The following is a 20267-nucleotide window of genomic DNA, read 5'->3' as shown; positions in this document are numbered from 1 at the left end:
ATACTGCTTTATAGAAGTGATACTCTTAAAGCGAACCTATTGCTTTTCCACGTGAAGGCAAACAATAATTCATGTGCTCTGTCCAGGCTGTTCCGGTGGCGCTTCGGTTAAGGAAAATGAACATGCTACGCATTCTTTCGGAAGAAATTGCAGTCAATCTGAAGGACCGTTTGCGCGAGGTTCGATACATGATTCGTCGCAATCGTCATGAAAGTTTGCAGGGCGAACAGGCCGCTTCGCGTCCGGGTGAAATCGTGTCACCGGAACTGCTGCTGGGACATGCCGCGAGCATGATGGACAAGGCACTGACGACGGCTGAAACAATCTCCATTTCGCTGATTTCGTCGAACCCGAATGTTCATAACAGTGCGCCGCATGTGAGAAGCCTGTCGGTCTATTTTGGCGCTGGAGCTGAGGGTGCGCGCGCGTTCCGCAAGGATATGTACTATCTCACCAAAGAAGTGCTCCGCCGCCATCAATTGCAGAATGTGCTGATTCAGGAAGCTGTGTTTGTCACGGTGCATGCAAAAGTGATGCGCAAACATGGAGCTCTCTTGAAGAGCGTGTTTGCCGCAGAAGCGGGCGACAAAAAAGTAGCAGAAACGGCCAAGGCTATTACGGCCATGTTTCTCGAGCTTCTTGCGGAAAAGCCTGTTCGTTTTATCTCACTTGATGGCCATTGTGATCCGCAGGCTTTGCGTAAATTCGAAACGATGTGTTTCGCTGCTGTTGGCCTGGCGTGCGGACTGGCGACAGCCAAAGCTGGCGATCTGGAGGGAGTTGACCCGCTCGAGAGTGCCATTCTGGCTTTGGATGCACGGCATGAGCGTCTGATGCAGGCTGCTGAAGATCGGGATCAGTCGCAGCTCGAAAATCTGTTCCAGACTTTTATCGCCCACCTGCCATAAAGAAAAACCCAGATGTTAGAGCACCGATCTGATTCAATCAGATCGGTGCTCTAACTGTTTGTTTGACGCGCATCTTATCCGAAAACCGCTTTACACTTTTCGGGATGCGCTACAATATCCGGGCTTAATGTAAAAGCATATTAGGCGACGCCCTAGTTTCCCAACATATCCGTGATCGTCTTTTTTGCACGCGGAATTGAAGCCGGGCTCATGCTGAGTTCCGTCAGCCCCATGCGCAGAAACTCTCCAATAAGTTCCGGCTTACCTGCGGCTTCTCCGCACATGCCCACCATGATGCCTGCTTCAGTGCCCGCCTTTGCGGTCATCTCAATTGCTGCCATTACAGCCGGATGGCTTACATCGTTGAGCTTTGCAACAGTCGGATTGAGCCGATCTGCGGCCATCACATATTGCGTGAGATCGTTGGTGCCGATGGAGAAGAAAGCCGCTTCTTTTGCAAGTTCGCGGGCTGCAAAAACCGCCGCCGGTGTCTCGATCATCACGCCAAGGTCGAACTCGGCGAAAGCTTTACCTTCGCTTTTAAGTTCGCTGATGCATTCTGCGATCAGTCGTTTGGTTGCGCGAATTTCTTCGACATCCGAGACCATCGGCAGCATCACCTTGAGATTGCCGTTGACAGCTGAGCGCAACAAGGCGCGCAGTTGCGGCTTGAACACATCCAAACGATCCAGACACATGCGAATGCCGCGCCAGCCAAGGAACGGGTTTTCTTCCTCGGGAAACTCGATGCCCGCAATGGGCTTGTCGCCACCGATATCGAGCGTTCGGACAATAACCGAATGTGGTGCAAATGCTTTGAGAAGTGCTGAATAGGTTTCGGTCTGCATATCTTCGGACGGCAGATGAATGTGCTTCATGAAGAGAAGCTCAGTACGGAAAAGACCAACACCCATGGCGCCGGCTTCGAGCGCGACGTCAATCTCTTCAAGCGCACCCATATTGGCCGCAACTTCGATAATGGTTCCGTCAGCGCGTCGAGGAATTATCGAGCGGTAAGCATCAAGTGCCTGCTTTTCCTGCAACGCAGCAGCAATGCGTGCTTCGATTTCGTTGCAGGTGGCCGAATCCGGGTCTGAGTGGACGATGCCGCTACTACCATCAACAGCAACGATTTTAGCGTTTTTAAGCTGCTGAACAGCACTTCCGAGGCCAAGAACAGCCGGAATGCCATGTGTGCGGGCGATGATCGCAACATGCGATGTGGCGCCGCCATGTCCGCAGACGACGCCTTTGATTTTATTGAGCGGAGCTCTTGCCAAATCCCAGGCGCCGATGTCTTCAGCGATAAGTACAGACCCGGTCGGCAAACCTTCCAGATTGATGTCTTCTTTGCCCAGAAGGGCAAGGCAAATTTGTCGGCTGACGGCATGCACATCGTCTGCGCGTGCATTGAGATAAGGGTCGTCAAGTGCCGCAAACTGCCCGGCAACTGTGGATGCTGCTCCCAGCATTGCTGAAATTGCATCCATGCCTCCGCGAATAAGAGAGATAGCTTCTTCTGTCAGGCTGTCATCAGCCGCAATATCTTTTAATGCAGCAATAATGCCGCGATCCGTATCCGCAAGGTTTCCGGTGGCGAGCGATTCATCCATGCGTTGCTGCACAGTAGCGATTGCCGATTTGAAATGGGTAACTTCTGCGTCAATTTCAGAAGCTGCAAGCTTCCGACCGAGCGGCTTGATTTCTTCGGGGAAGAATGGAAATGCCGTGCCTAAAGAAATGCCTTCGCTTGCGCTGACGCCCTTTATTTGTCCATCGGGTAGCTTCGCGATTGTTGCTGCTTGAGCGACTGGCGCAGTTTTGGGTTCGGTGTCTGGTGCCGGGATTGAAGGTGTCTCAACATTGCTTTCTTCAAGGCCAGCCCGTGGGTTTTCAAGATATCCGATCAGCGCTTCGATTGCTTCAATGGCATCAGCTCCATCGGCGCGCACTGTGACTTCGTCAAACTCTTTAACGCCAAGAAGCATCAGTTTGACGGAGCTTTTGGCACTTACGCTTTTTCCGGCCTTGGCGATTTCGATGTCGCTTTCAAAACCTTTGGCCAGTTTAACGAAGCGGGTGGCTGGGCGTGCATGCAGCCCTTCATGCACCCGGACAATGGTCGAGCGTTCCATTTATGTAAGCCTCAAAGCGACATCTGAAACATTCCGACATCTTGTTTGCCGGAAACTGTTCCAATCATCTGTTTTAACACGTAATTCTGACGGCAGATTTGACGATTTTTAGCCGCCAATAATGATAATCTGACCTTCTTTCAGGACAGAAACAAGCTCTTCACCGGCTATTTCAGTTGCGCAGATTTCGCCCGGGCGGTCTGTAGACTGTGCGCCCGTAAACGAAATAACGACGTGACCGATTTCGCGTACTTTTTGCCAGGCGCTATCGCCGACAGCAGTGATTTCTGCGTTGAGTGAACCGATGGTGATGCGGGCTCCGACGGCAGGTGCGGAGGCTTCAGGTCCTTCTTCCACGACATGCATTACGGATACTTCTGCGAGTTCGGGTGGAGACCCATCTGCAAACAGAATGAGAACGCCGCCTTCGGCGAGATCCGCAACTTCCGGGCCGATCGCGGTAATCCGCGTTTTCAGATGTATCGACATAGAGGCGGTCCTTTCTTGATATGGTCGTTCGATGCTCAGGAAAATTGATCGGGGAGCATCGTTATTGCACATGGTTGGGAGATTGCCTGCCGCCGCTTTTGCTGCGGCAGGCTGAGAGTTTTAAAGCACTGCGAGGCTGACTACCCAGGCGATCAGGACCGACAGAGGACCCATGATCTGACGGCTGATGAGAACGGCAGGAACACCAATTTCGATTGTCTTGGGTTTCGCTTCACCGAGCGCCAGACCGACCGGAACGAAGTCGCAACCGACCTGTGTGTTGTAGGCAAAGAGCGCGGGCAGGGCCATCGCTGGGGCAATTGTACCATTGGCGATCTGCGGTCCGATGATTGCCACGCCGACGACCTGCGCGATAACTGCACCCGGTCCGAGAATCGGCGACAGGAACGGCAAGCCGCAAATTGCCGAAAGCACCAGCAAGCCGACAATGTTATTGGCTAGCGGTCCAAGCGGCTGAGCGAGAATATCGCCAATGCCTGTATAGAGGATCAGGCCGATCAGCATCGTCACGAATGCCATGAACGGCAAGACGTTACGAATGACCTGATCGATCGTGCGACGTCCGGCCTGGAAGAAAATACCAACGACACGGCCCATGACACGGCCGATACTGCTGATAAATCCGACAATACCGCCTTCGCTTGGCAGTTCTACCGGAGCAGGAGTTTCTTCTTCTGCGGTTGCTGCAGCAGGAGCTGCGGCGGCCGAGCCGTCAGCCGGAACGATGTTTTCCGGCTTCACACCCGACACATAGATGTCTTCCGTAATGAATTGTGCCAGTGGCCCGGACTGCCCAACTGGTGTGATGTTTACCGTTGGAATGCGCTTGCGCGGATAGACGCCGCAACGGGCAGTACCGCCGCAATCGACAACCACGACTGCCATTTCGCTTTCAATCGGTGGTGAGCGAAAGCCGTCAACGGCTTCTGCGCCAGTGAGTTCAGCGATCTGGCGCGCAAGCGGATGAATGCCGCCGCCCGTGACGGATACAACTTTGCTGCGCTGCTCAGTCGGTTGAATAACAAGCGGGCCGCCCCAGCCGTTGGAGCCGCGGGAAATCTTAACTGCCTTATAGGTCTTTACCATGTCGTCCTCCCCAATTCCCGCTTAAAGCTCAATGCCCTGACGCCGCGCCATGATGGCGGTGATGCGTTCAGTGAGCATGCCTTTAAGGAGGATCACGACGAGACCAACGATGGCGTACCAGATGGCGACGTTGATGTGATAACCCGTTGGAACTGCGCCCTTCTTCTCAAGTTCGAGAAGTGCAACGAGCACGCCGCCCCAGACGAAATATTCGCCCGGATTGATATGCGGGAAGAGACCCAGCGGCGGATGGACATAGGAAACAGCCGCGTCATAGAAAGCGGGCTTGTATTTCTCGTCGAGGAACGAACCAAATGTATAAGCCATCGGGTTGGTCAGGAAGAAGACCGCAAGAACCGGCAGAACCGTATAACGGGTGAGCGCGATGCGTCCGGCGCTGCGTGCGAGGCCATGGACGCGCTTTTCGCCGACCAATTCGGTTACGGCATAGAACGCAGTCATCAGCACGACGAGTGTCGGGATAATGCCCGTCACAAACCCTGCAAAAACTTCGCCGCCCTTCTGGAAAACGCCAATGAAGTGCTTGCCGATCGAGGCAAGCCAGCCAAGCTGTTCTTCCTGCTGGACGTTCTGAAGGCGCTCCTTGAACTGATCAACGGTAATTCCGCTGCTGCCGGCATCGGCAGGCGCGGTAGTTGTTGCTTGTGCAAGCTGCAGAAGATCATTTCCCGCGTGCTCTGCCGCATGCTTGCCATGCAGGGCCGCATCGGAAATCATGCTGCCAGCCATATGTATAGATTGCATTGTTACGTCGGCATGTTGTGCCAACATCGTCACTATCGACATTGCTCCTCCTCGATTGCTTGTTTCAGGCAAGCAACTCCTATGCTCCCACTGCCTTCAGACCTTCGAGTTCGAGCCCATCGGACTGATCTCTTATGCGGCCGATCTGTTCGATCGCCTGCGTGGCAGCAGCCACCACTTCAGGCGTGCCTTCTACGATCGTGGGATTGTTCTGCAATTCGCTGAGGCGCATTCCCTCGAAGCCTTCGCGGCGGCTGAATTTTGCAAAAACCGTCCGACCGCTCATTTGCAGGAAGCGGCGCACCACCAAATTGCGATCTACGACGAGCAACACAATGACGCCTCTGCCGAAGCGGCCTCGCACATGGCCCGCGCCGACAAAGCCATCAGAATATTTCGAGGTGATACCTTTCATCACATCGGAATAGTGGCGCATCTGAAACCAAACGCCCAGAGACTGAAAGCCCCAAAGCAAGGCGAGCGCCAGCAAAGCCCATTGCCAGATAGCCATTTTGTTCTCCTCCCACGAAGGGTGAGCCGGATATTACTCAAGCTCACCTTTCGTCAATTAGAGAACATTTGTCTTCTTGAATGTCAATATGTATAATTTTTTCGATAAGTGAGAGCGAATGACACCTGACTTTTCAATCGGTTTCGCATAATGTCATTTACAAACGGGAGGCCGCTCGCAACATGGATTTGCTACTCAGAGAACAAATGGCATCGATGCCAGATTTGCGTCATCGGTTGCGCCAGCTGCGTTGGTTCAGGGCGACGTTCCGCAAGCACGCCAGTCTGTTGCATGAGCTTTATGGCGTCGAATATGAGATCGACGAAAAGAAGCTCACCGAAGCTTTCCTGAACTGGGTGGAGCTCGTTGATCAGAACAAGCGTTTTGCCAAAGTGGACCGCAAAGACTTCATCACCTTCGCCGCAGGTCTTGTGTTGCGAGAGCTGATCCGTTTGTCGCCTGCGAAGGTCGTTTCACCACCAAAGCACGCGTCTGACGATGCTGCGCGTCTTTACGAAATCGTCAGCTTCTGGCCAGAAGGTTTTCTTTACACAAACTACTGTATCTGCGCGATTGCTGCTGTGCAGGAGCAGGAATTCGGCACGGTTCCAGATATCGACCAATGCGCCGATGAATTGCGAACGTGGTGGTCTTACAAGGAAAACGTCTCGGAAATGCCGGGCTATGCGATAGCATTTCTTGATAAGTTTCTTGGTAGCGAGCCAAACTGGGTCATGCCCGACCTCGCTTCGGCGCGCGCTGCCGTTAAACGTGCGCTTGGCGAAAATAATCCCGTGACGAAGATTCAAAACACGTAGCAGCCCCGCCATTTCCTGCAAATTTTTCCGTCGCCCGTACTCCGCGGCTTGAATGTTGGCGTTTACCTTTTTGAACCAGTCTGCCTGTTTTTAGAGCGCGTTTCGATCTGAATGGATCAGATCGGCGCTCTAAATATTTGTTTTAACGCGCATCTTTGTCCGAAAACCGTTTCACACTTTTCGGGATGCGCTCTAATGCCTGTGGTGTGGTGGCCGTGCGCGCATAAATGCCTCCTAATTATTGAGTTGAAGCATCCATTGTGAGGCTTCCGACGGAGGGTTTCTCCTGAAGAATAAATGCGTCATTCAAAAATCTTACATTTTCCGATATTGGATCGACAAATGTAAGATTTTTGATTATCAATGAAATTAGGCCTTTGGGAAAGCTGTCGCCAGACCGGAATGAATGTCCAAAAAAGCCGGGAATTCTGGCTTCTGGCAGACTTCGAACAAAATGTGTTGACAAGCGACAACATAGACTGACAAATGTCAATGTGAGGTGGCATAGTTTAATTGAGCTGAATGTCTGATGGATTGCCAGTTCATTTAAGGGGTGGGAGCCCCTGATATTGGGAGAAGATGACGTGTCATCGTATGGCGTGGATAGGCAGACTCTTTTTCTGCTTTTGATCAATGGTGCAGTGCTGGCTGCTGGTGCGGCTTTCGCCGGTGCCAATTTCATGGATAGCTATAATCTGCAGTCCATGGCCGCTCAGGTGCCTGAGCTTGGTCTGCTTGCGCTTGGGGTCATGCTTGCCATGATTTCGGGAAATGGTGGCATTGATCTTTCCGGTATTGCGCTTGCCAACCTTGCAGGAATTGTTGCCTTTCTATTGACCCGCAACCTCATTCCGGTTGCTGATGCGCCGCTTCTGTTCTCATGGACATTTGCTGGATTAGCGCTCGCAGTTGGGCTGGTTGGCGGGTTGGTTAACGGGATCATGATCGCCTATGCGCGATTGACGCCGTTGATCGCAACGCTTGGCACGCAGTTGGTTTTTACTGGTATTGCCGTGTTTCTGACCAATGGTTCGGCAATTAGCCTTGGTTATATCGAGCCGCTGGATAATTTCGGCAATATGCCAATTCTGAGCATTCCGATGTGTTTTGCGCTGTTTCTCGCAATTGCTGCTTTCTTGGCTTTTCTTCTGAAGTACACACCCTTCGGTGTGAAGCTAATGCTGACGGGCAGCAACTCGAAAGCCGCTCGTTACGGCGGTATCAATGAAAAGCGTATGCTGCTTATCACCTATACGATTTGCGGTGTGCTTGCATCGGTCGCAGGGATCATCATCGCGGCACGCAATTCTTCCGTGAAGTGGGACTACGGTGGCTCTTATGTGCTGATCGCCATCCTTATCGCAGTGCTTGGCGGTGTTAAGCCGGAAGGCGGATATGGCAAAGTGTTGTGCGTGCTGCTGGCAGCGACAGCGCTTCAGATTCTCTCAAGCCTGTTCAACTTCATGAATATTTCCAACTTCTTCCGCGATCTGGCCTGGGGTGTGTTGCTTCTGGTGCTGCTGGCATCAGCGCGGGTGCACATTGGCTACTGGTTACGGCTGAGGCGATGACCAATTCCCTGACGGCCCAGCGGGGAGGAAACTTGCAGGCCTTCAGGAATGAAACCCAACAATAAGCATCATTATAATTGGAGGAGAAACATGCGTATAATTTCCAAACTGGCTGCCTGCACAGTGCTCGCGGGTGTTGCGATGGGTGGCATTGCCATTGCTCAGGACAAACCAACCATCACGACGGTTGTAAAAGTTACCGGTGAAAACTGGTTCACCCGCATGAATGAAGGTGTCGATGCTTTTGGCAAAGACAATCCAGATGTCAGCGCAAGTCAGGTCGGACCAGCTAAGGCAGATGCAGCGCAGCAGGCCCGTATTCTTGAGGACCTCGTTGCAAAGAATGTGTCCGCGATTGCAGTTGTGCCGATGGATCCATCAGCGCTTGAAGGCGTTCTTCGTCGCGCGGCTCAGCGTGGTATCAAGGTCATCGCTCATGAAGGCGACAGCCTGACCAATGTCGATGTTGATATCGAAGCCTTCGACAACAAGGCCTTCGGTACGCGCATCAACGAAGCGCTTGCAAACTGTATGGGCAAGTCCGGTAAATGGACGTCATTCGTAGGTTCGCTTGGCAGCCTCACGCATAACCAGTGGGTTGATGCCGGTGCAGCCAACGCAAAGCAGTATCCGGATATGGAACTGGTTGCAGAGAAGAATGAATCCTTCAACGACGCCAATAAGGCTTACGAAAAGGCTAAGGAAATCCTGCGTAAATACCCGGATATCAAGGGCTTTCAGGGTTCGTCCGCTATCGACGTGATTGGTATTGGCCGTGCCGTTGAAGAAGCTGGCCTTCAGGACAAGACCTGCGTTTATGGTCTTGGTCTGCCAAAGGATACGGGTCCATATCTCGAAAGCGGCGCTGTTGATCAGATATTCTTCTGGGACCCGAAAGACGCCGGCTATGTCATGAACAAGGTCGCAGATCTGGTTCTCAAGGGCGAGGAAATCAAGGATGGTATGGACCTTGGCGTTCCCGGCTATGAAAAGATGACTGTGATCAAGGGGCCGGGCAAGGGCGTCATCATGCAGGGTCAGGCCTGGGTGGACGTAGACAAGTCCAACTACAAGAACTTCCCGTTCTAAGCGGCGCTCCGCTTGTCTGATAATATTTCGGGACTGCTTCGCACCACAGCAGCCCCGAAACTGCGGTATCGCACCCAACCAGTTTACGCGCCTTGAACTAAAATCCGGCGCAAAAGTGTCTGAGAGTTTCAGGAATTTTCCATGCACGCTACAGATTCAACACCTGCATCAACGCCACCCTTTCTTGAAATTCGAAACGTCAAGAAATCCTTTGGTGGTGTTAAGGCGCTTAAAGAAGTCAGCCTTGTTATCGAAGCAGGCCAAATCTATCACCTGATGGGTGAGAACGGCTGTGGCAAAAGCACACTGATCAAAATCCTTTCCGGCGCACAGCCTGCCGATGAAGGGCAGATTTTCATCGATGGTAAACCAACAGGCGCCCGTGCTGGCGACATTGGTGCTATCGGCTCTTTGCGTGCAGGTATTGAAACAGTCTATCAAGACCTGTCGTTGCTTCCCAATCTATCTGTTGCCGAGAACGTCGCCTTTACCGAGCAGCTTGTTGAAGCATCAGGTAAACTGGCGCGCAAACTCGATGTAGCGGCATTGAATGAAACGGCGAGACGCGCTTTGGCGGAAGTGCATCTTCCAACAGATGCAGCCTTTCTCAAACGCAGAACGGATACCTTGCCGCTTGCCACGCGACAGCTCATTGCAATTGCTCGTGCTGTTGCTTCGGAAGCGCGTCTGGTCATCATGGATGAGCCGACGACCTCGTTGACGCGGCAGGAGGTTGTCAACCTCTTGCGGGTCGTTGAGGGACTGCTGAGCAAGGGTGTCGCTGTTCTTTTCGTGACCCACAAGCTTGATGAGTGCAAGTCGCTTGGCGGATGTGCGATCATCATGCGCGATGGTTTGAAAGTTGCAGAGCTTGATGTTGCCACGCATACCAAGGCCGAGTTCAGTCATTGGATGACTGGTCGCGAGATTAGCGAAACGCGGTATCGTACTGACCCAAAACTTGGTGACGTGATGCTCAATGTTGACCAACTCAGCGACGGGCAGAATTTTGAATCCGTTTCGCTTTCTCTGAAGAAAGGCGAAATTCTTGGCGTGACCGGTCTGCTTGACTCAGGTCGTAATGAATTGGCGCTGGCGCTTGCCGGTGTTGTGCCTGCAAAGTCTGGAAAAATCAGGCTGAACGGCGAAGAAATCGCGCCGCAATCGGCAGCCGATGCAATCCGCTTTGGCATTGGTTATGTTCCGGAAGATCGTCTCACCGAAGGACTGTTTCTGGAAAAACCTATTCAGGACAATATAACGCTGCCTGTCCTTGATCGTTTGCGCAATGCGCTCGGCATGATCAGTGGTAGGCGAGCGAAGAAAATTGCAGAAGACAGCGTTGCCGATCTGCAGATTGTTGCGCCGGATGTATCGATCCCGGTTCAATCGCTATCGGGTGGAAATCAGCAGCGCGTTCTGATTGGACGCTGGCTGACGATTAATCCGCAGCTTCTAATCCTGCATGGTCCGACAGTCGGCGTCGATGTCGGCTCGAAGGATACAATCTTCCGTATTATCCAGCGTCTCGCTGACGATGGAATGGGGGTTATCATTATCAGTGACGATCTGCCGGAGCTCTTGCAGAACTGCGACCGTATCCTTGTTATGCGGCAGGGCCGTATCGTTGATGCACACAATGCCGATGGACTGACTGAAGACGCGATCTATGCATCCATGGCCAGCACTGCAAAGGAGATCGCGCAATGACCGACATCGTATCGGTAGAAAAGACCAGTGCGAAAGAGCGCGGCATCACGCTCCGCCTTTGGGATCTGATGGGTGCAAGGCCTGAACTGTTCACGCTTCTGCTGACAGTTATTACCTGCTTTGTGGTTATCGCCGCTAATCCCGACTTCCTGCAGATGAGCAATCTGGTGGACATCCTTCGCGCATCTGTTGTGCGTGGTTTGTTTGCTATGGGTGTGCTGGTCGTTCTGGCTTCAGGCGGTATCGACGTCTCGTTTACGGCTATTGCCGCTTTTGTCATGTATGCGCTGACAATGCTGGTGACAAACCTGTTCCCTGAAATGCCAATGGCACTCATTCTGGTGCTGGCCGCGCTCGGCGGAGCTTGCTTCGGTGCACTAAACGGCTTTCTCGTGCAGAAGCTGCAAGCGCCTTCGCTGATCGTGACGATTGGTACGCAATATGTGATCCGAAGCTTTCTTCTCACCTTCGTTGGCACAGCGCTTTTCATGAATATTCCGGCTGCAATGGATGCATTCGGTAAGGCGTCGTTATTTACACATCGCGCATCGAACGGCGTTGTTTCGGTTCTACCTGCAACTGTGCTGGTGCTGGTCGTTGCAGCTTTTGTGACATGGTTCATCCTTGAGCGCACATTGATGGGGCGCGCGATTTTTGCGGTTGGCGGCAATCCGTCTATCGCAGAGCGTCTTGGCATCAACCTTTTCCGTGTCCGTATTTTTGTCTTTGCCTATGCAGGCTTGTTGGCTGGTATTGCGGGCGTGGTTCACGTTTCCAGTAATCGACTGGCCAATCCTTTCGACCTTGCGGGAATGGAGCTGGAAATTATTGCAGCGGTGGTGCTCGGCGGAGCACGTATCACCGGTGGTTCTGGCTCGGTTATTGGGACGCTTCTGGGGGTTCTATTGATAACACTCGTCAGTAACGTGCTGATCTTTGTGGGCATTCCAAGCACGCTGCAGCTGGCAATTGTTGGAGCGTTTATCCTTCTCGCTGGTACGATCTTCGCACTGCGCGATAGAACCTGAAGCAAGCCGACGAGCTGAACCATCAAGTATCTGATTTGAATAGCACTGGGAGGTCTGTGTTGTTTTCGCAGACTGCCCCCACTTGAAATCTGGGAGGATCTCATGTCTCACGATGTGTCCGTTATCGGGCTCTATATTCTCGATGTTCTCGGGCGTCCTGTCGATGCAATTCCGGCGGGCGGCAATGTCGAGTTTATCGATGAAATCCGGCTGACAGTGGCAGGAACTGCCGGCGGAACGGTGGTTGATCTGGCGAAACTTGGTCTCAACTGCCTTGCGGTCGGCGCTGTGGGTGACGATGAGAAAGCCGATTTTGTGCTCGCGACTTTGCAGCGCTTTGGTGTTGACGTCGCCGAGATGCAGCGGTTGAAAGGCATACCAACGTCTTCATCGATCCTCAATATTCGCCGCAACGGCGATCGTCCGGCGCTGCATGCACGTGGCGCGTCAGATCATTTTGAGATTGCTGACAGCGCACTGGATGCAGTTCTGGCACCGCCAATTATTCATCTTGGCGGCACAGGTCTGCTGGCAAAGCTTGACGGTGAGCCGAGCCGCAAACTGCTTGCGGAAGCAAAGGCGCGCGGACGCACGACGACATTTGATCTTTTGGGTGCAAATGATGGCACACTGGATCTCATCTCTCCGCTCTTTCCACATATCGATTATTTCATGCCATCGATTGAAGAAGCGAAGCAGATTTCCGGCGCTGATAACGTTGAAGGTGCTGGGCAGTTTTTCATCGAACGTGGCGTCAAGCACTGCGTCTTCACCCTTGGTGGCGATGGCGTATGCTTCATGGATGAGTCTGGAACGGTTCTGCGTCAGCCAGCATTCCAGATCGAAGTCGTTGACACGACTGGTTGCGGCGATGCGTTCGATGCAGGTTTTATCACAGCATTGCACCACAAAATGGATGTGAAAACAGCGCTGAATTTCGCCCAAGCCTCTGCAGCACTGGTCGCAACAGGGCTCGGCTCAGATGCTGGTATCCGTTCGTTCGAGGATACCCTTAACTTTATGAATACGGCGCCAATCAAGCAGTGATTGAAAATGCGGCGGACCGTCCAAAACGATCCGCCGCTTTTGTTCTATTGCGCGAGCAGAAGTTCTGCCGCTTCAAAATCGGTGACGAGGTGGGTGGCATAACCGCCGGTTAAAACGGCGCGGATCGCTTCCACCTTGCGCGCGCCGCCTGCAACACAGAGCCTGCGTGGAACACGGTGCAACTCATCAAGTTCGATACCGATGACGCGTTGGTCGAGCTCGCGAACGACCTGTTTTCCATCATTGTCGAGGAAACGACAGATCAGTACTGCAACGGCTCCATCTTTGGCATAGGCATCGATCTCTTCGTCACTGGTAACATCGGCGACGCGCATCGTACTTTCAGATGATAACCCGCCGACCCCGAACACGATCATGTTTGACTGGGCAATCAATTCAAATTGCCGCTTAAGTGCAGGCTCCCCCATCAAGGCATCGCGTAATCCGGCGCTGCTCAGAATGGCCGGAGCCAGCATATTCACGCTGGTTGCACCAATATTGCGGGCCATGATCGATGTGCAGAGTTCTGCCGCGAATTCACGCTTGCCCATGGATGAGCCTGTGACCTGAACAACGCTCAAACCTTCGACGGGACGAGGAAGCGAGATAGCATCCGCGATTGCAAGGACGGTTCGCCCCCAGGATACGCAGATCGTATCACCGGGCTTTACCATGCGTTCGATGAGGCGTGCGCCACCGGTCCCCAGCGCTTGTAGCCGCGCTTCGGGTGAAGCGGTTTTCTCGCTGGGGATGACGAGAACTTCATCCAGGGCGTATTTAGCGGCTAGCTTATGAGCGATCTCTGTACGCGTAAGAATTTCTGAGTTCATCAGAATCTTCACCACGCCCCGCTGTCTCGCTTCCTGCAGATAATTGACGATCGTTGCGCGAGAAACGCCCATCTTCTTTGCAATATCGTTTTGGGTTAGCTGGTCTTCATAATAAAGCCAGGCCGCCCATACGATCACGTCATCAAACTCAGCCGGGATGGCATGCGTAGACGGTGTCAGATCGTCCGATGTCATACTGATTTCCTGATGTTAGCCGTTCATCTGACTCGCACAGAAACGAGTTTTAATCAACAAGCCAATCAAGGAAGTTGACTAATGTCAGTATATAGTGTCAATTGTTCTAAGAGTGAGGAAGCATCTTCATAAAATATTGTTTTGCCATGGAAAATCATGTTTTCCGTGAGCGCTTGTCTATGTCTGTGGCCTGGAGGTTGCAGATCGCCAACTGAGGAGCAGGCAGATGAAGTCGAATTGGTCGGATGCGGATTTCAACGCAATTGTCGGAGCCTATGAGAAGGCGGGTATCAATCGCGATGTCGCTATCCGTACATACACCACTCGTTTGCTGGGATCCGAACCAAAGCTTGTTCTCCATGGCGGTGGCAATACCTCAGTCAAGACTGTGCTGAATGACCATGATGGCACGCCGGTTGAAGTCCTTTGCGTGAAGGGCAGCGGCTGGGATATGGGCAAGATCGAGCCTGCAGGCTTGCCTGCGCTTCATCTTGAGCGTCTCAAGGCAATGGTCAACTACGACACGTTGAGTGACGACGATATGGTGATGTTGCAGCGCCGCCTGCTTCTTGATCCGTCATCGCCAAACCCTTCTGTTGAAGCGATCCTTCATGCAATTCTTCCCTTCAAGCATGTCGATCACACTCATGCCAATGCGATTGTGGCGCTGACCAATCAGCCGAATGGTGAGGCAATCATTCGCAAATTGTTTCCCGAAATGATCATTGTTCCCTATGTCATGCCGGGCTTCGATCTGTCTAAAGCTTGCCTGAAAGCATTTTCCGAACGCCCGGATGCGCCGGGTATGATCCTGCTGAAACACGGCATTTTCACATGGTCTGAAGATCCGCGTGTGGCTTATGAGAATATGATTGAAGCAATTGATCGGGCCGAGAAGCGCATTGCGCAAGGCAATCCGTACCCGTTCGGTCGTGCAGGCACTAAAGAACACAAGGAAAAGCTTGCTTCAATCGCCGACATTGCTCCGATTTTGCGTGGGGCAATCGCACTTCCGGGCAAGGAAGAAGGGCGTCCGCGCCGCTTCATCATGGAGCATCGCTCGAACGATGATATCCTCGATTTCTGCGGTGCTCCCAATGTTGCCGATCTGGTACGTCGCGGCAATGCAACGCCTGAGCACGTCATCCATATCAAGCGTTATGGCGTATCTCTACCGGCGCCTTATGCACATGATCTTGAGAGCTGGACGCAAGTTGTCAGAGACAGTGTCGCGTCTTATGTCGCTGCTTATAAAGACTATTTTGAACGCAACAATGCGCGTGTTGGTGGTGGCAAAACCATGCTCGACCCGATGCCGCGGGTTTTCTACATCGATGGTATTGGTTTGTTTGCGGCAGGACCGACGCAAAAAGCGGCTCGCATCGGTGCAGATGTAGCTGAAGCGACCATCGAAGTGATCCGTGGCGCCGAAGGAATTGACCAGTTCGAGGCTCTTAGCGAAGAAGACCTCTTCGACATCGAATACTGGTCGCTCGAGCAGGTCAAACTCGCCAAACAGACGGAAAAGCCACTCACTCGACAGGTTGCGGTTATCACCGGCGGGGCAGGTGGTCTCGGTCTGGCCATTTCTGAACGTCTCAGAGAGCAGGGTGCTGAAATCGCTTTGATCGACATTGACGCGGAGCGTGTGAAAACGGAAGCGAAGCGTTTGGGCGGTAAAGCAGTCGCTTGTGATCTGACTGATGCTCAATCAGCTGAGAAGGCCATTGCAGATATTGTTGCAACCTACGGCGGCGTGGATATCCTTGTTTCCAATGCTGGTGCAGCTTTTCAAGGAGCTCTCACATCGGTTGATGATGCTTTGTTCAGGAAGGCCTTCGATCTCAACTTCTGGAGCCATCATTACATCGCCCGCGCTGCCGTGAATGTTATGAAGCGTCAGGGAACAGGTGGTTCCATTGTGTTCAATGTGAGCAAGCAGGCGGTCAATCCGGGTCCTGATTTCGGTCCTTATGGGACTTCAAAAGCTGCGCTCATGGCTCTGATGCGTCAGTACTCTCTCGAACATGCTGCCGATGGAATTACGGTGAATGCTGTCAATCCAGATCGCATACGCACGGGTTTGATGACTGATGAAATGGTTGAAGAACGGGCACAGGCTCGTGGCGTGACGCCGGAAGTCTATATGCGCGGTAATCTTCTCAAGCGCGAAGTGCTGGCGGAAGACGTTGCGGAAGCATTTCTACATCTCATTTCAGCGCGCACTTCGACTGGCGCGGTTGTTACGGTTGATGGCGGCAATGTCGCCGCGATGATGCGTTAATATCTGACCATTTGAGCCCAAGGACAGTGCTTGTAAGCGCTGTCCTTAGGTCTAAATTTTCTTCTCGTTTATTCCTCGATATCGACTTTCTCGAAACGATGCGAACCGAGCGGTTCCATCACATAATTTTTGACTTTCTTGGACATCGGCAGCACGACAGTTGAATGTGCAAGCGGAACCCAGGGTGCCTGATCGTTGATGATGGCTTGCGCTTCCTGATAAAGCTTGGTGCGCTCATCCTTGTTCGAGCTCACGCGCGCCTTCTGCAGAATGTCTTCAAGCGGCTGATAGCACCAATTGGCATTGTTGCTTCCTCCAACGCCCGAGCAGCTGAAGAAATAGCTGAGCAGGTTATCGGGGTCACCATTATCACTGGTTCCTCCCAGAACAATGGCGCCATCGCGCTGCTTGTCGCGCGCTTTCTTGAGATATTCGCCCCATTCATAGGATACGATCTCTACTCCGATACCGACTTTGGCGAGGTCGGCCTGCATCAACTCGGCGGCACGTCTTGCGTTTGGCATATAGGGGCGGCTGACAGGCATCGCCCAAATCTTCATTTTCAGGTCTTTGACGCCAGCTTCATCCAAAAGCTTTTTTGCAGCATCCGGATCATAGCTATATCCCTTGATGTCGCCATTGTAGCCCCACATAGTCGATGGCAGCACGCTTTGCGCGACCTGACCCATGCCCTGATAAACGGCATCGACAATGGCTTTGCGATCAATTGCCATGTTTAATGCACGGCGGACTTCCAGCTTGTCGAACGGTGCGTCCAGGGTGTTCATCGCCAGATAAGCGACGTTCAGTCCGGGCTGTTCCATGACGGTCAAATTTGGATCATTCTTCAATCCAGCAACGTCGGCGGGAGCGGGATAGGCCGCAACGTGGCATTCACCGGCCTGCAACTTCTGCATGCGGGTGGCCGCGTCGGTGGCGATCACAAAGATCAGAGTATCTATTTTGGGTACACCATCCCAATAATTGGCATTTGCAGCAAAGCGAATTGCGGCGTTCATCTGGTAGTCGACAAAGCGGAAAGGTCCTGTACCGACCGGCTTATGGTCGAGATCTTCGCGCTGACCAGCTTTCTCCAGCTGCTCGGCATATTCAGCCGACATGATCGAACCGAAATTCAGAGCGAGTTTTGCAAGCAGAGAAGCGTCGGGCTGATTGAGCACAAATTTGACGGTGTGGTCATCAACTTTGACGACTTCCTTGATAATCGTCGGCATGTCCATCGCGTTGAACATTTCCCAACCAGCACCGACAAAATAGTTGTTCCACGGATGCTGTTTGTCGAGCTGGCGATTATAGGTGAAAAGGACGTCGTCGGCATTGAAATCGCGGGTTGGAGTAAAACTGTCTGTGGTGTGAAATTTCACTCCCTGGCGCAGTTTCAACGTATATTCGAGATTGTCATCGGATATGACCCAGCTCTCAGCCAGACCTGGAACCACATTCGTTGTGCCGCTTTCGAACTCGGTCAGGCGATCATAAATCGTCTCGGCAGAAGCATCCCATGTGCTGTTGGTGGTGTAGAGTGCGGCGTCAAAACCTTCCGGTGAGCCCTCCGAACAATAGACAAGTGTCTTGGCCATCGCTGGCGCGAGCGCTATTCCCGAAAGCGCTGCCGCTGCCGCCAATGAAAGTAAAGTCTTCTGCATTTTTTTCATTTTTGTTCCCTTCAGTTATTTGGCTGTTGTCACCGATTATTCTGTTCTGCCCGCAGTCGTTCCGAGACCACGGTTTGGTGCCCAAACAGGGTCTGGCTTGCTCCAAAGAACGTCATTGTGGATCAGCTTCACGAGTTCGTGCGCATGAAGGTCGAGGAATTTTTCGCCCTTTTCGGCGGTCGCGCTGCGTGGATCGCCCCAGGTTCCGGTGACGGGTGCGCGTTCGGCAAAGGAGTAGAAGCGTGAAACATCTGAAGGTACATCAACAGGATGTTGCTGGTTACCAAAAGCCTGACCGAACATGTCGGACTTTACGGCATCGCCAGCAATAGCCAGCATGACAGAAGCTTCGCCTTCGCAGGCATGATGTGGACCGCTGTCAACTTCAAAGATTTTTCCGGCGTCCTCGCTTGCCAACATCCAGGGTGTGGTAACGACGATTGGCATTCCAAATTCGACTGCCAGCTCGCGGGCTGCAACCGCAAGCGGATCGATATTGCCGCCATGGCCATTGACAATGAAAAGACGCGAGAAACCGATTGCCTTCAACGACCGTACGATGCAGCGGATGACGCGGCTGAGTGTTTCATAATCAAGGGTAATGGTTCCGCCAAAAGGCAGATGGTGCTCACTCATACCGAGCCACTGTCCGGGAAGGACGGCGATTGGAATTTCATCGGCGACGAGACGTGCCGCACGGATCGATGCAGCCGAAGCGCTGGCAGTGTCGGTAATGACTGGCAGGTGTGGCCCGTGTTGTTCCAGCGATCCGATAGGCAAAACGGCAAGCGCGCCGGGTTTGCCAGCGATCTCGCGCAGGGCAGGCGCAGTCATGCGCGCCCATTCAACTTCCTTTGTCATGTCAGTCCTCTCTTAGCTATTTCAAGTGGAGTGCGTTGGGTGGGGCATGGCTTCAGCGTCATGTTTGCCGACCTCGGGCATCGTTCGATAATGTGCGTGGTTGTCCATCGGATTGGCGCAACGTGACCCAATCGAACTGAGCGACAACTGCGCAGGAATGATTTGGGAAGATGCGAACACGACTTCCGATAGCAGGCGGCGTATCAGAACACCGAACGAAACCATGTTCTTCTGAAAGACGCTCAACTTCCCATGTTTGTGGAGCTGCGTTGTTCACATTGACGGCAATCCCGAACCCACTGCCACCGGAGCCGTGCGCACCAAGGTCGGATGAAAGAGATTTTGAGCCCGCATCGACGATGAAGTGGTGGTCGTTATGGGCAACAACGGTCGCGATTATTGAAAGTGACATATCATCCGCAGGCGCAATGCCCAGTCGAAGTGCGGTGCGGTCGAGAAACGCGTAGTTGCCGGGACGGATTTCCGTAATACCAGCGGGGATCGGCGCGCCGAGACAGGTCGGCGTTGCTCCCACAGATATTCGAGGCACTTCGATGCCCGACTTCTTCAGCCGTTCTGAAAGTTCCAGCAATGCCTGTGCTTCTGCATTGGCAATGTTGGCCAACTCCTCGGCGGACTTGCTGCCATAAGAGTGCCCAGCGTGAGACAAAAGCCCTGCGAATGTGAGATGCGGGTGCTTCGCAATGCGCTGGGCTAACGGTGCCGCTGAGGGATCTTGCGGTTTAATGCCGACGCGCCCCAGTCCGACATCTACTTTCAAAAAGACACCGAGTTTGATGCCGTGCGCTTCTGCTGCAGCGCCAATTGCTTCAACGCCGGTCTCATGTGCTGCGATGAATAAAAGTTCGGTCTGGCGAGACTTCGCCGCTCGCACAAGCCGGTCAATGGATTCTGGCCTAATGATTGGATAGGCAAGTGTCACAGACTGTATGCCGTTTTCAATGAAGACCAGCGCTTCTTCCGGTTTGGAAGCTGTGATACCGATTGCGCCGAGTTCGAGCTGCCGCTGTGCAATTGTGAGATTTTTGTGCGTCTTAATGTGGGGACGTAAAGCAACACCGGCCTGATCGGCTCGTTGCTGCATTCCCTTGAGGTTTCGCGTCAAGCGGTCTTCGTCGATCTCGACATAGGGGGTCGGAAGGTCGGCGGGAGCAGGTCGATCAAATGCGTCGATTGCCGCAAATTCAGTCAATGTTGCCTCCAACAATGGGGCTGACTGCAA

17 protein-coding genes are annotated in these 20267 nt (G+C 52.9%); 8 read left to right on the top strand and 9 right to left on the bottom strand.

What is annotated here, in order from left to right; all coding sequences use genetic code 11:
- Positions 1-122 precede the first annotated feature (122 nt).
- A complete protein-coding gene (locus ACSME1_RS18915; protein WP_435655205.1) occupies positions 123-908 on the top strand; it encodes a hypothetical protein in 786 nt (261 codons plus the stop codon).
- A 152-nt stretch (positions 909-1060) separates the two neighbouring features.
- On the opposite strand, the gene ptsP is transcribed toward ACSME1_RS18915, so the two are convergent.
- The 5 genes from ptsP to ACSME1_RS18890 form a co-directional block, all read right to left on the bottom strand.
- Positions 1061-3043, bottom strand: a complete 1983-nt coding sequence (gene ptsP / locus ACSME1_RS18910; RefSeq protein WP_435655204.1) for a phosphoenolpyruvate--protein phosphotransferase — start codon at positions 3041-3043, stop codon at positions 1061-1063.
- A 108-nt stretch (positions 3044-3151) separates the two neighbouring features.
- Positions 3152-3532: a PTS glucitol/sorbitol transporter subunit IIA gene (locus tag ACSME1_RS18905; RefSeq protein WP_435655203.1), complete on the bottom strand. Its 381-nt coding sequence runs from the start codon at positions 3530-3532 to the stop codon at positions 3152-3154.
- Positions 3533-3652: 120 nt separating this feature from the next.
- Positions 3653-4639, bottom strand: a complete 987-nt coding sequence (gene srlE, locus ACSME1_RS18900; protein WP_105706129.1) for a PTS glucitol/sorbitol transporter subunit IIB — start codon at positions 4637-4639, stop codon at positions 3653-3655.
- A 21-nt stretch (positions 4640-4660) separates the two neighbouring features.
- Positions 4661-5446 (bottom strand): PTS glucitol/sorbitol transporter subunit IIC, encoded by a 786-nt coding sequence (gene srlA / locus ACSME1_RS18895; RefSeq protein WP_424577581.1) that lies wholly within the window; start codon positions 5444-5446, stop codon positions 4661-4663.
- Between the two features lie 37 nt (positions 5447-5483).
- On the bottom strand, positions 5484-5915 hold the full coding sequence (locus ACSME1_RS18890) for a transcriptional regulator GutM (RefSeq protein ID WP_024896475.1): 432 nt from the start codon (positions 5913-5915) through the stop codon (positions 5484-5486).
- Between the two features lie 182 nt (positions 5916-6097).
- Here ACSME1_RS18890 and ACSME1_RS18885 point away from each other — a divergent pair, with 182 nt between their 5' ends.
- The 6 genes from ACSME1_RS18885 (at position 6098) to ACSME1_RS18860 (ending at position 13178) form a co-directional block, all read left to right on the top strand.
- Positions 6098-6733 (top strand): hypothetical protein, encoded by a 636-nt coding sequence (locus ACSME1_RS18885; protein ID WP_100556791.1) that lies wholly within the window; start codon positions 6098-6100, stop codon positions 6731-6733.
- A gap of 584 nt (positions 6734-7317) precedes the next feature.
- Positions 7318-8304, top strand: coding sequence for an ABC transporter permease (locus tag ACSME1_RS18880; RefSeq protein ID WP_435655466.1), 987 nt, complete (start codon positions 7318-7320; stop codon positions 8302-8304).
- A 90-nt stretch (positions 8305-8394) separates the two neighbouring features.
- Positions 8395-9393, top strand: coding sequence for an autoinducer 2 ABC transporter substrate-binding protein (locus ACSME1_RS18875; protein WP_100556793.1), 999 nt, complete (start codon positions 8395-8397; stop codon positions 9391-9393).
- A gap of 141 nt (positions 9394-9534) precedes the next feature.
- Entirely contained in the window at positions 9535-11103 is a 1569-nt protein-coding gene (locus ACSME1_RS18870; protein WP_435655202.1) for a sugar ABC transporter ATP-binding protein, read from the top strand.
- Complete coding sequence (locus ACSME1_RS18865; RefSeq protein WP_024896470.1) at positions 11100-12131, top strand: ABC transporter permease; 1032 nt, start codon at positions 11100-11102, stop codon at positions 12129-12131. Before ACSME1_RS18870 ends, ACSME1_RS18865 begins: the two co-directional genes overlap by 4 nt.
- Before the next feature lie 102 nt (positions 12132-12233).
- Positions 12234-13178 (top strand): carbohydrate kinase family protein, encoded by a 945-nt coding sequence (locus tag ACSME1_RS18860; RefSeq protein ID WP_100556795.1) that lies wholly within the window; start codon positions 12234-12236, stop codon positions 13176-13178.
- Between the two features lie 44 nt (positions 13179-13222).
- Here the strand turns inward: ACSME1_RS18860 and ACSME1_RS18855 are convergent, their stop codons facing one another.
- The gene (locus ACSME1_RS18855) at positions 13223-14203 is read right to left on the bottom strand and encodes a sugar-binding transcriptional regulator (RefSeq protein WP_424577585.1); all 981 of its coding nucleotides are present in this window, start codon (positions 14201-14203) and stop codon (positions 13223-13225) included.
- A gap of 226 nt (positions 14204-14429) precedes the next feature.
- Here ACSME1_RS18855 and ACSME1_RS18850 point away from each other — a divergent pair, with 226 nt between their 5' ends.
- Positions 14430-16487 (top strand): bifunctional aldolase/short-chain dehydrogenase, encoded by a 2058-nt coding sequence (locus tag ACSME1_RS18850; protein ID WP_435655201.1) that lies wholly within the window; start codon positions 14430-14432, stop codon positions 16485-16487.
- 68 nt (positions 16488-16555) lie between these two features.
- Here ACSME1_RS18850 and ACSME1_RS18845 read toward each other — a convergent pair whose 3' ends face one another.
- From ACSME1_RS18845 to ACSME1_RS18835, 3 genes are read right to left on the bottom strand one after another with little or no spacing between them, the layout of a single operon-like run.
- Entirely contained in the window at positions 16556-18163 is a 1608-nt protein-coding gene (locus tag ACSME1_RS18845) for an ABC transporter substrate-binding protein (protein WP_435655200.1), read from the bottom strand.
- A gap of 36 nt (positions 18164-18199) precedes the next feature.
- Entirely contained in the window at positions 18200-19024 is an 825-nt protein-coding gene (locus ACSME1_RS18840) for a creatininase family protein (protein ID WP_435655199.1), read from the bottom strand.
- 58 nt (positions 19025-19082) lie between these two features.
- Complete coding sequence (locus tag ACSME1_RS18835) at positions 19083-20237, bottom strand: alanine racemase (RefSeq protein WP_435655198.1); 1155 nt, start codon at positions 20235-20237, stop codon at positions 19083-19085.
- Positions 20238-20267: the final 30 nt, after the last annotated feature.

The sequence above is a fragment of the Brucella pituitosa genome, assembly GCF_965577835.1.
GTDB classification, from domain to species: domain Bacteria; phylum Pseudomonadota; class Alphaproteobacteria; order Rhizobiales; family Rhizobiaceae; genus Brucella; species Brucella pituitosa.
The sequence above is the reverse complement of the archived record's forward strand: the minus strand, read 5'-3'. Positions and strand labels throughout refer to the sequence as shown.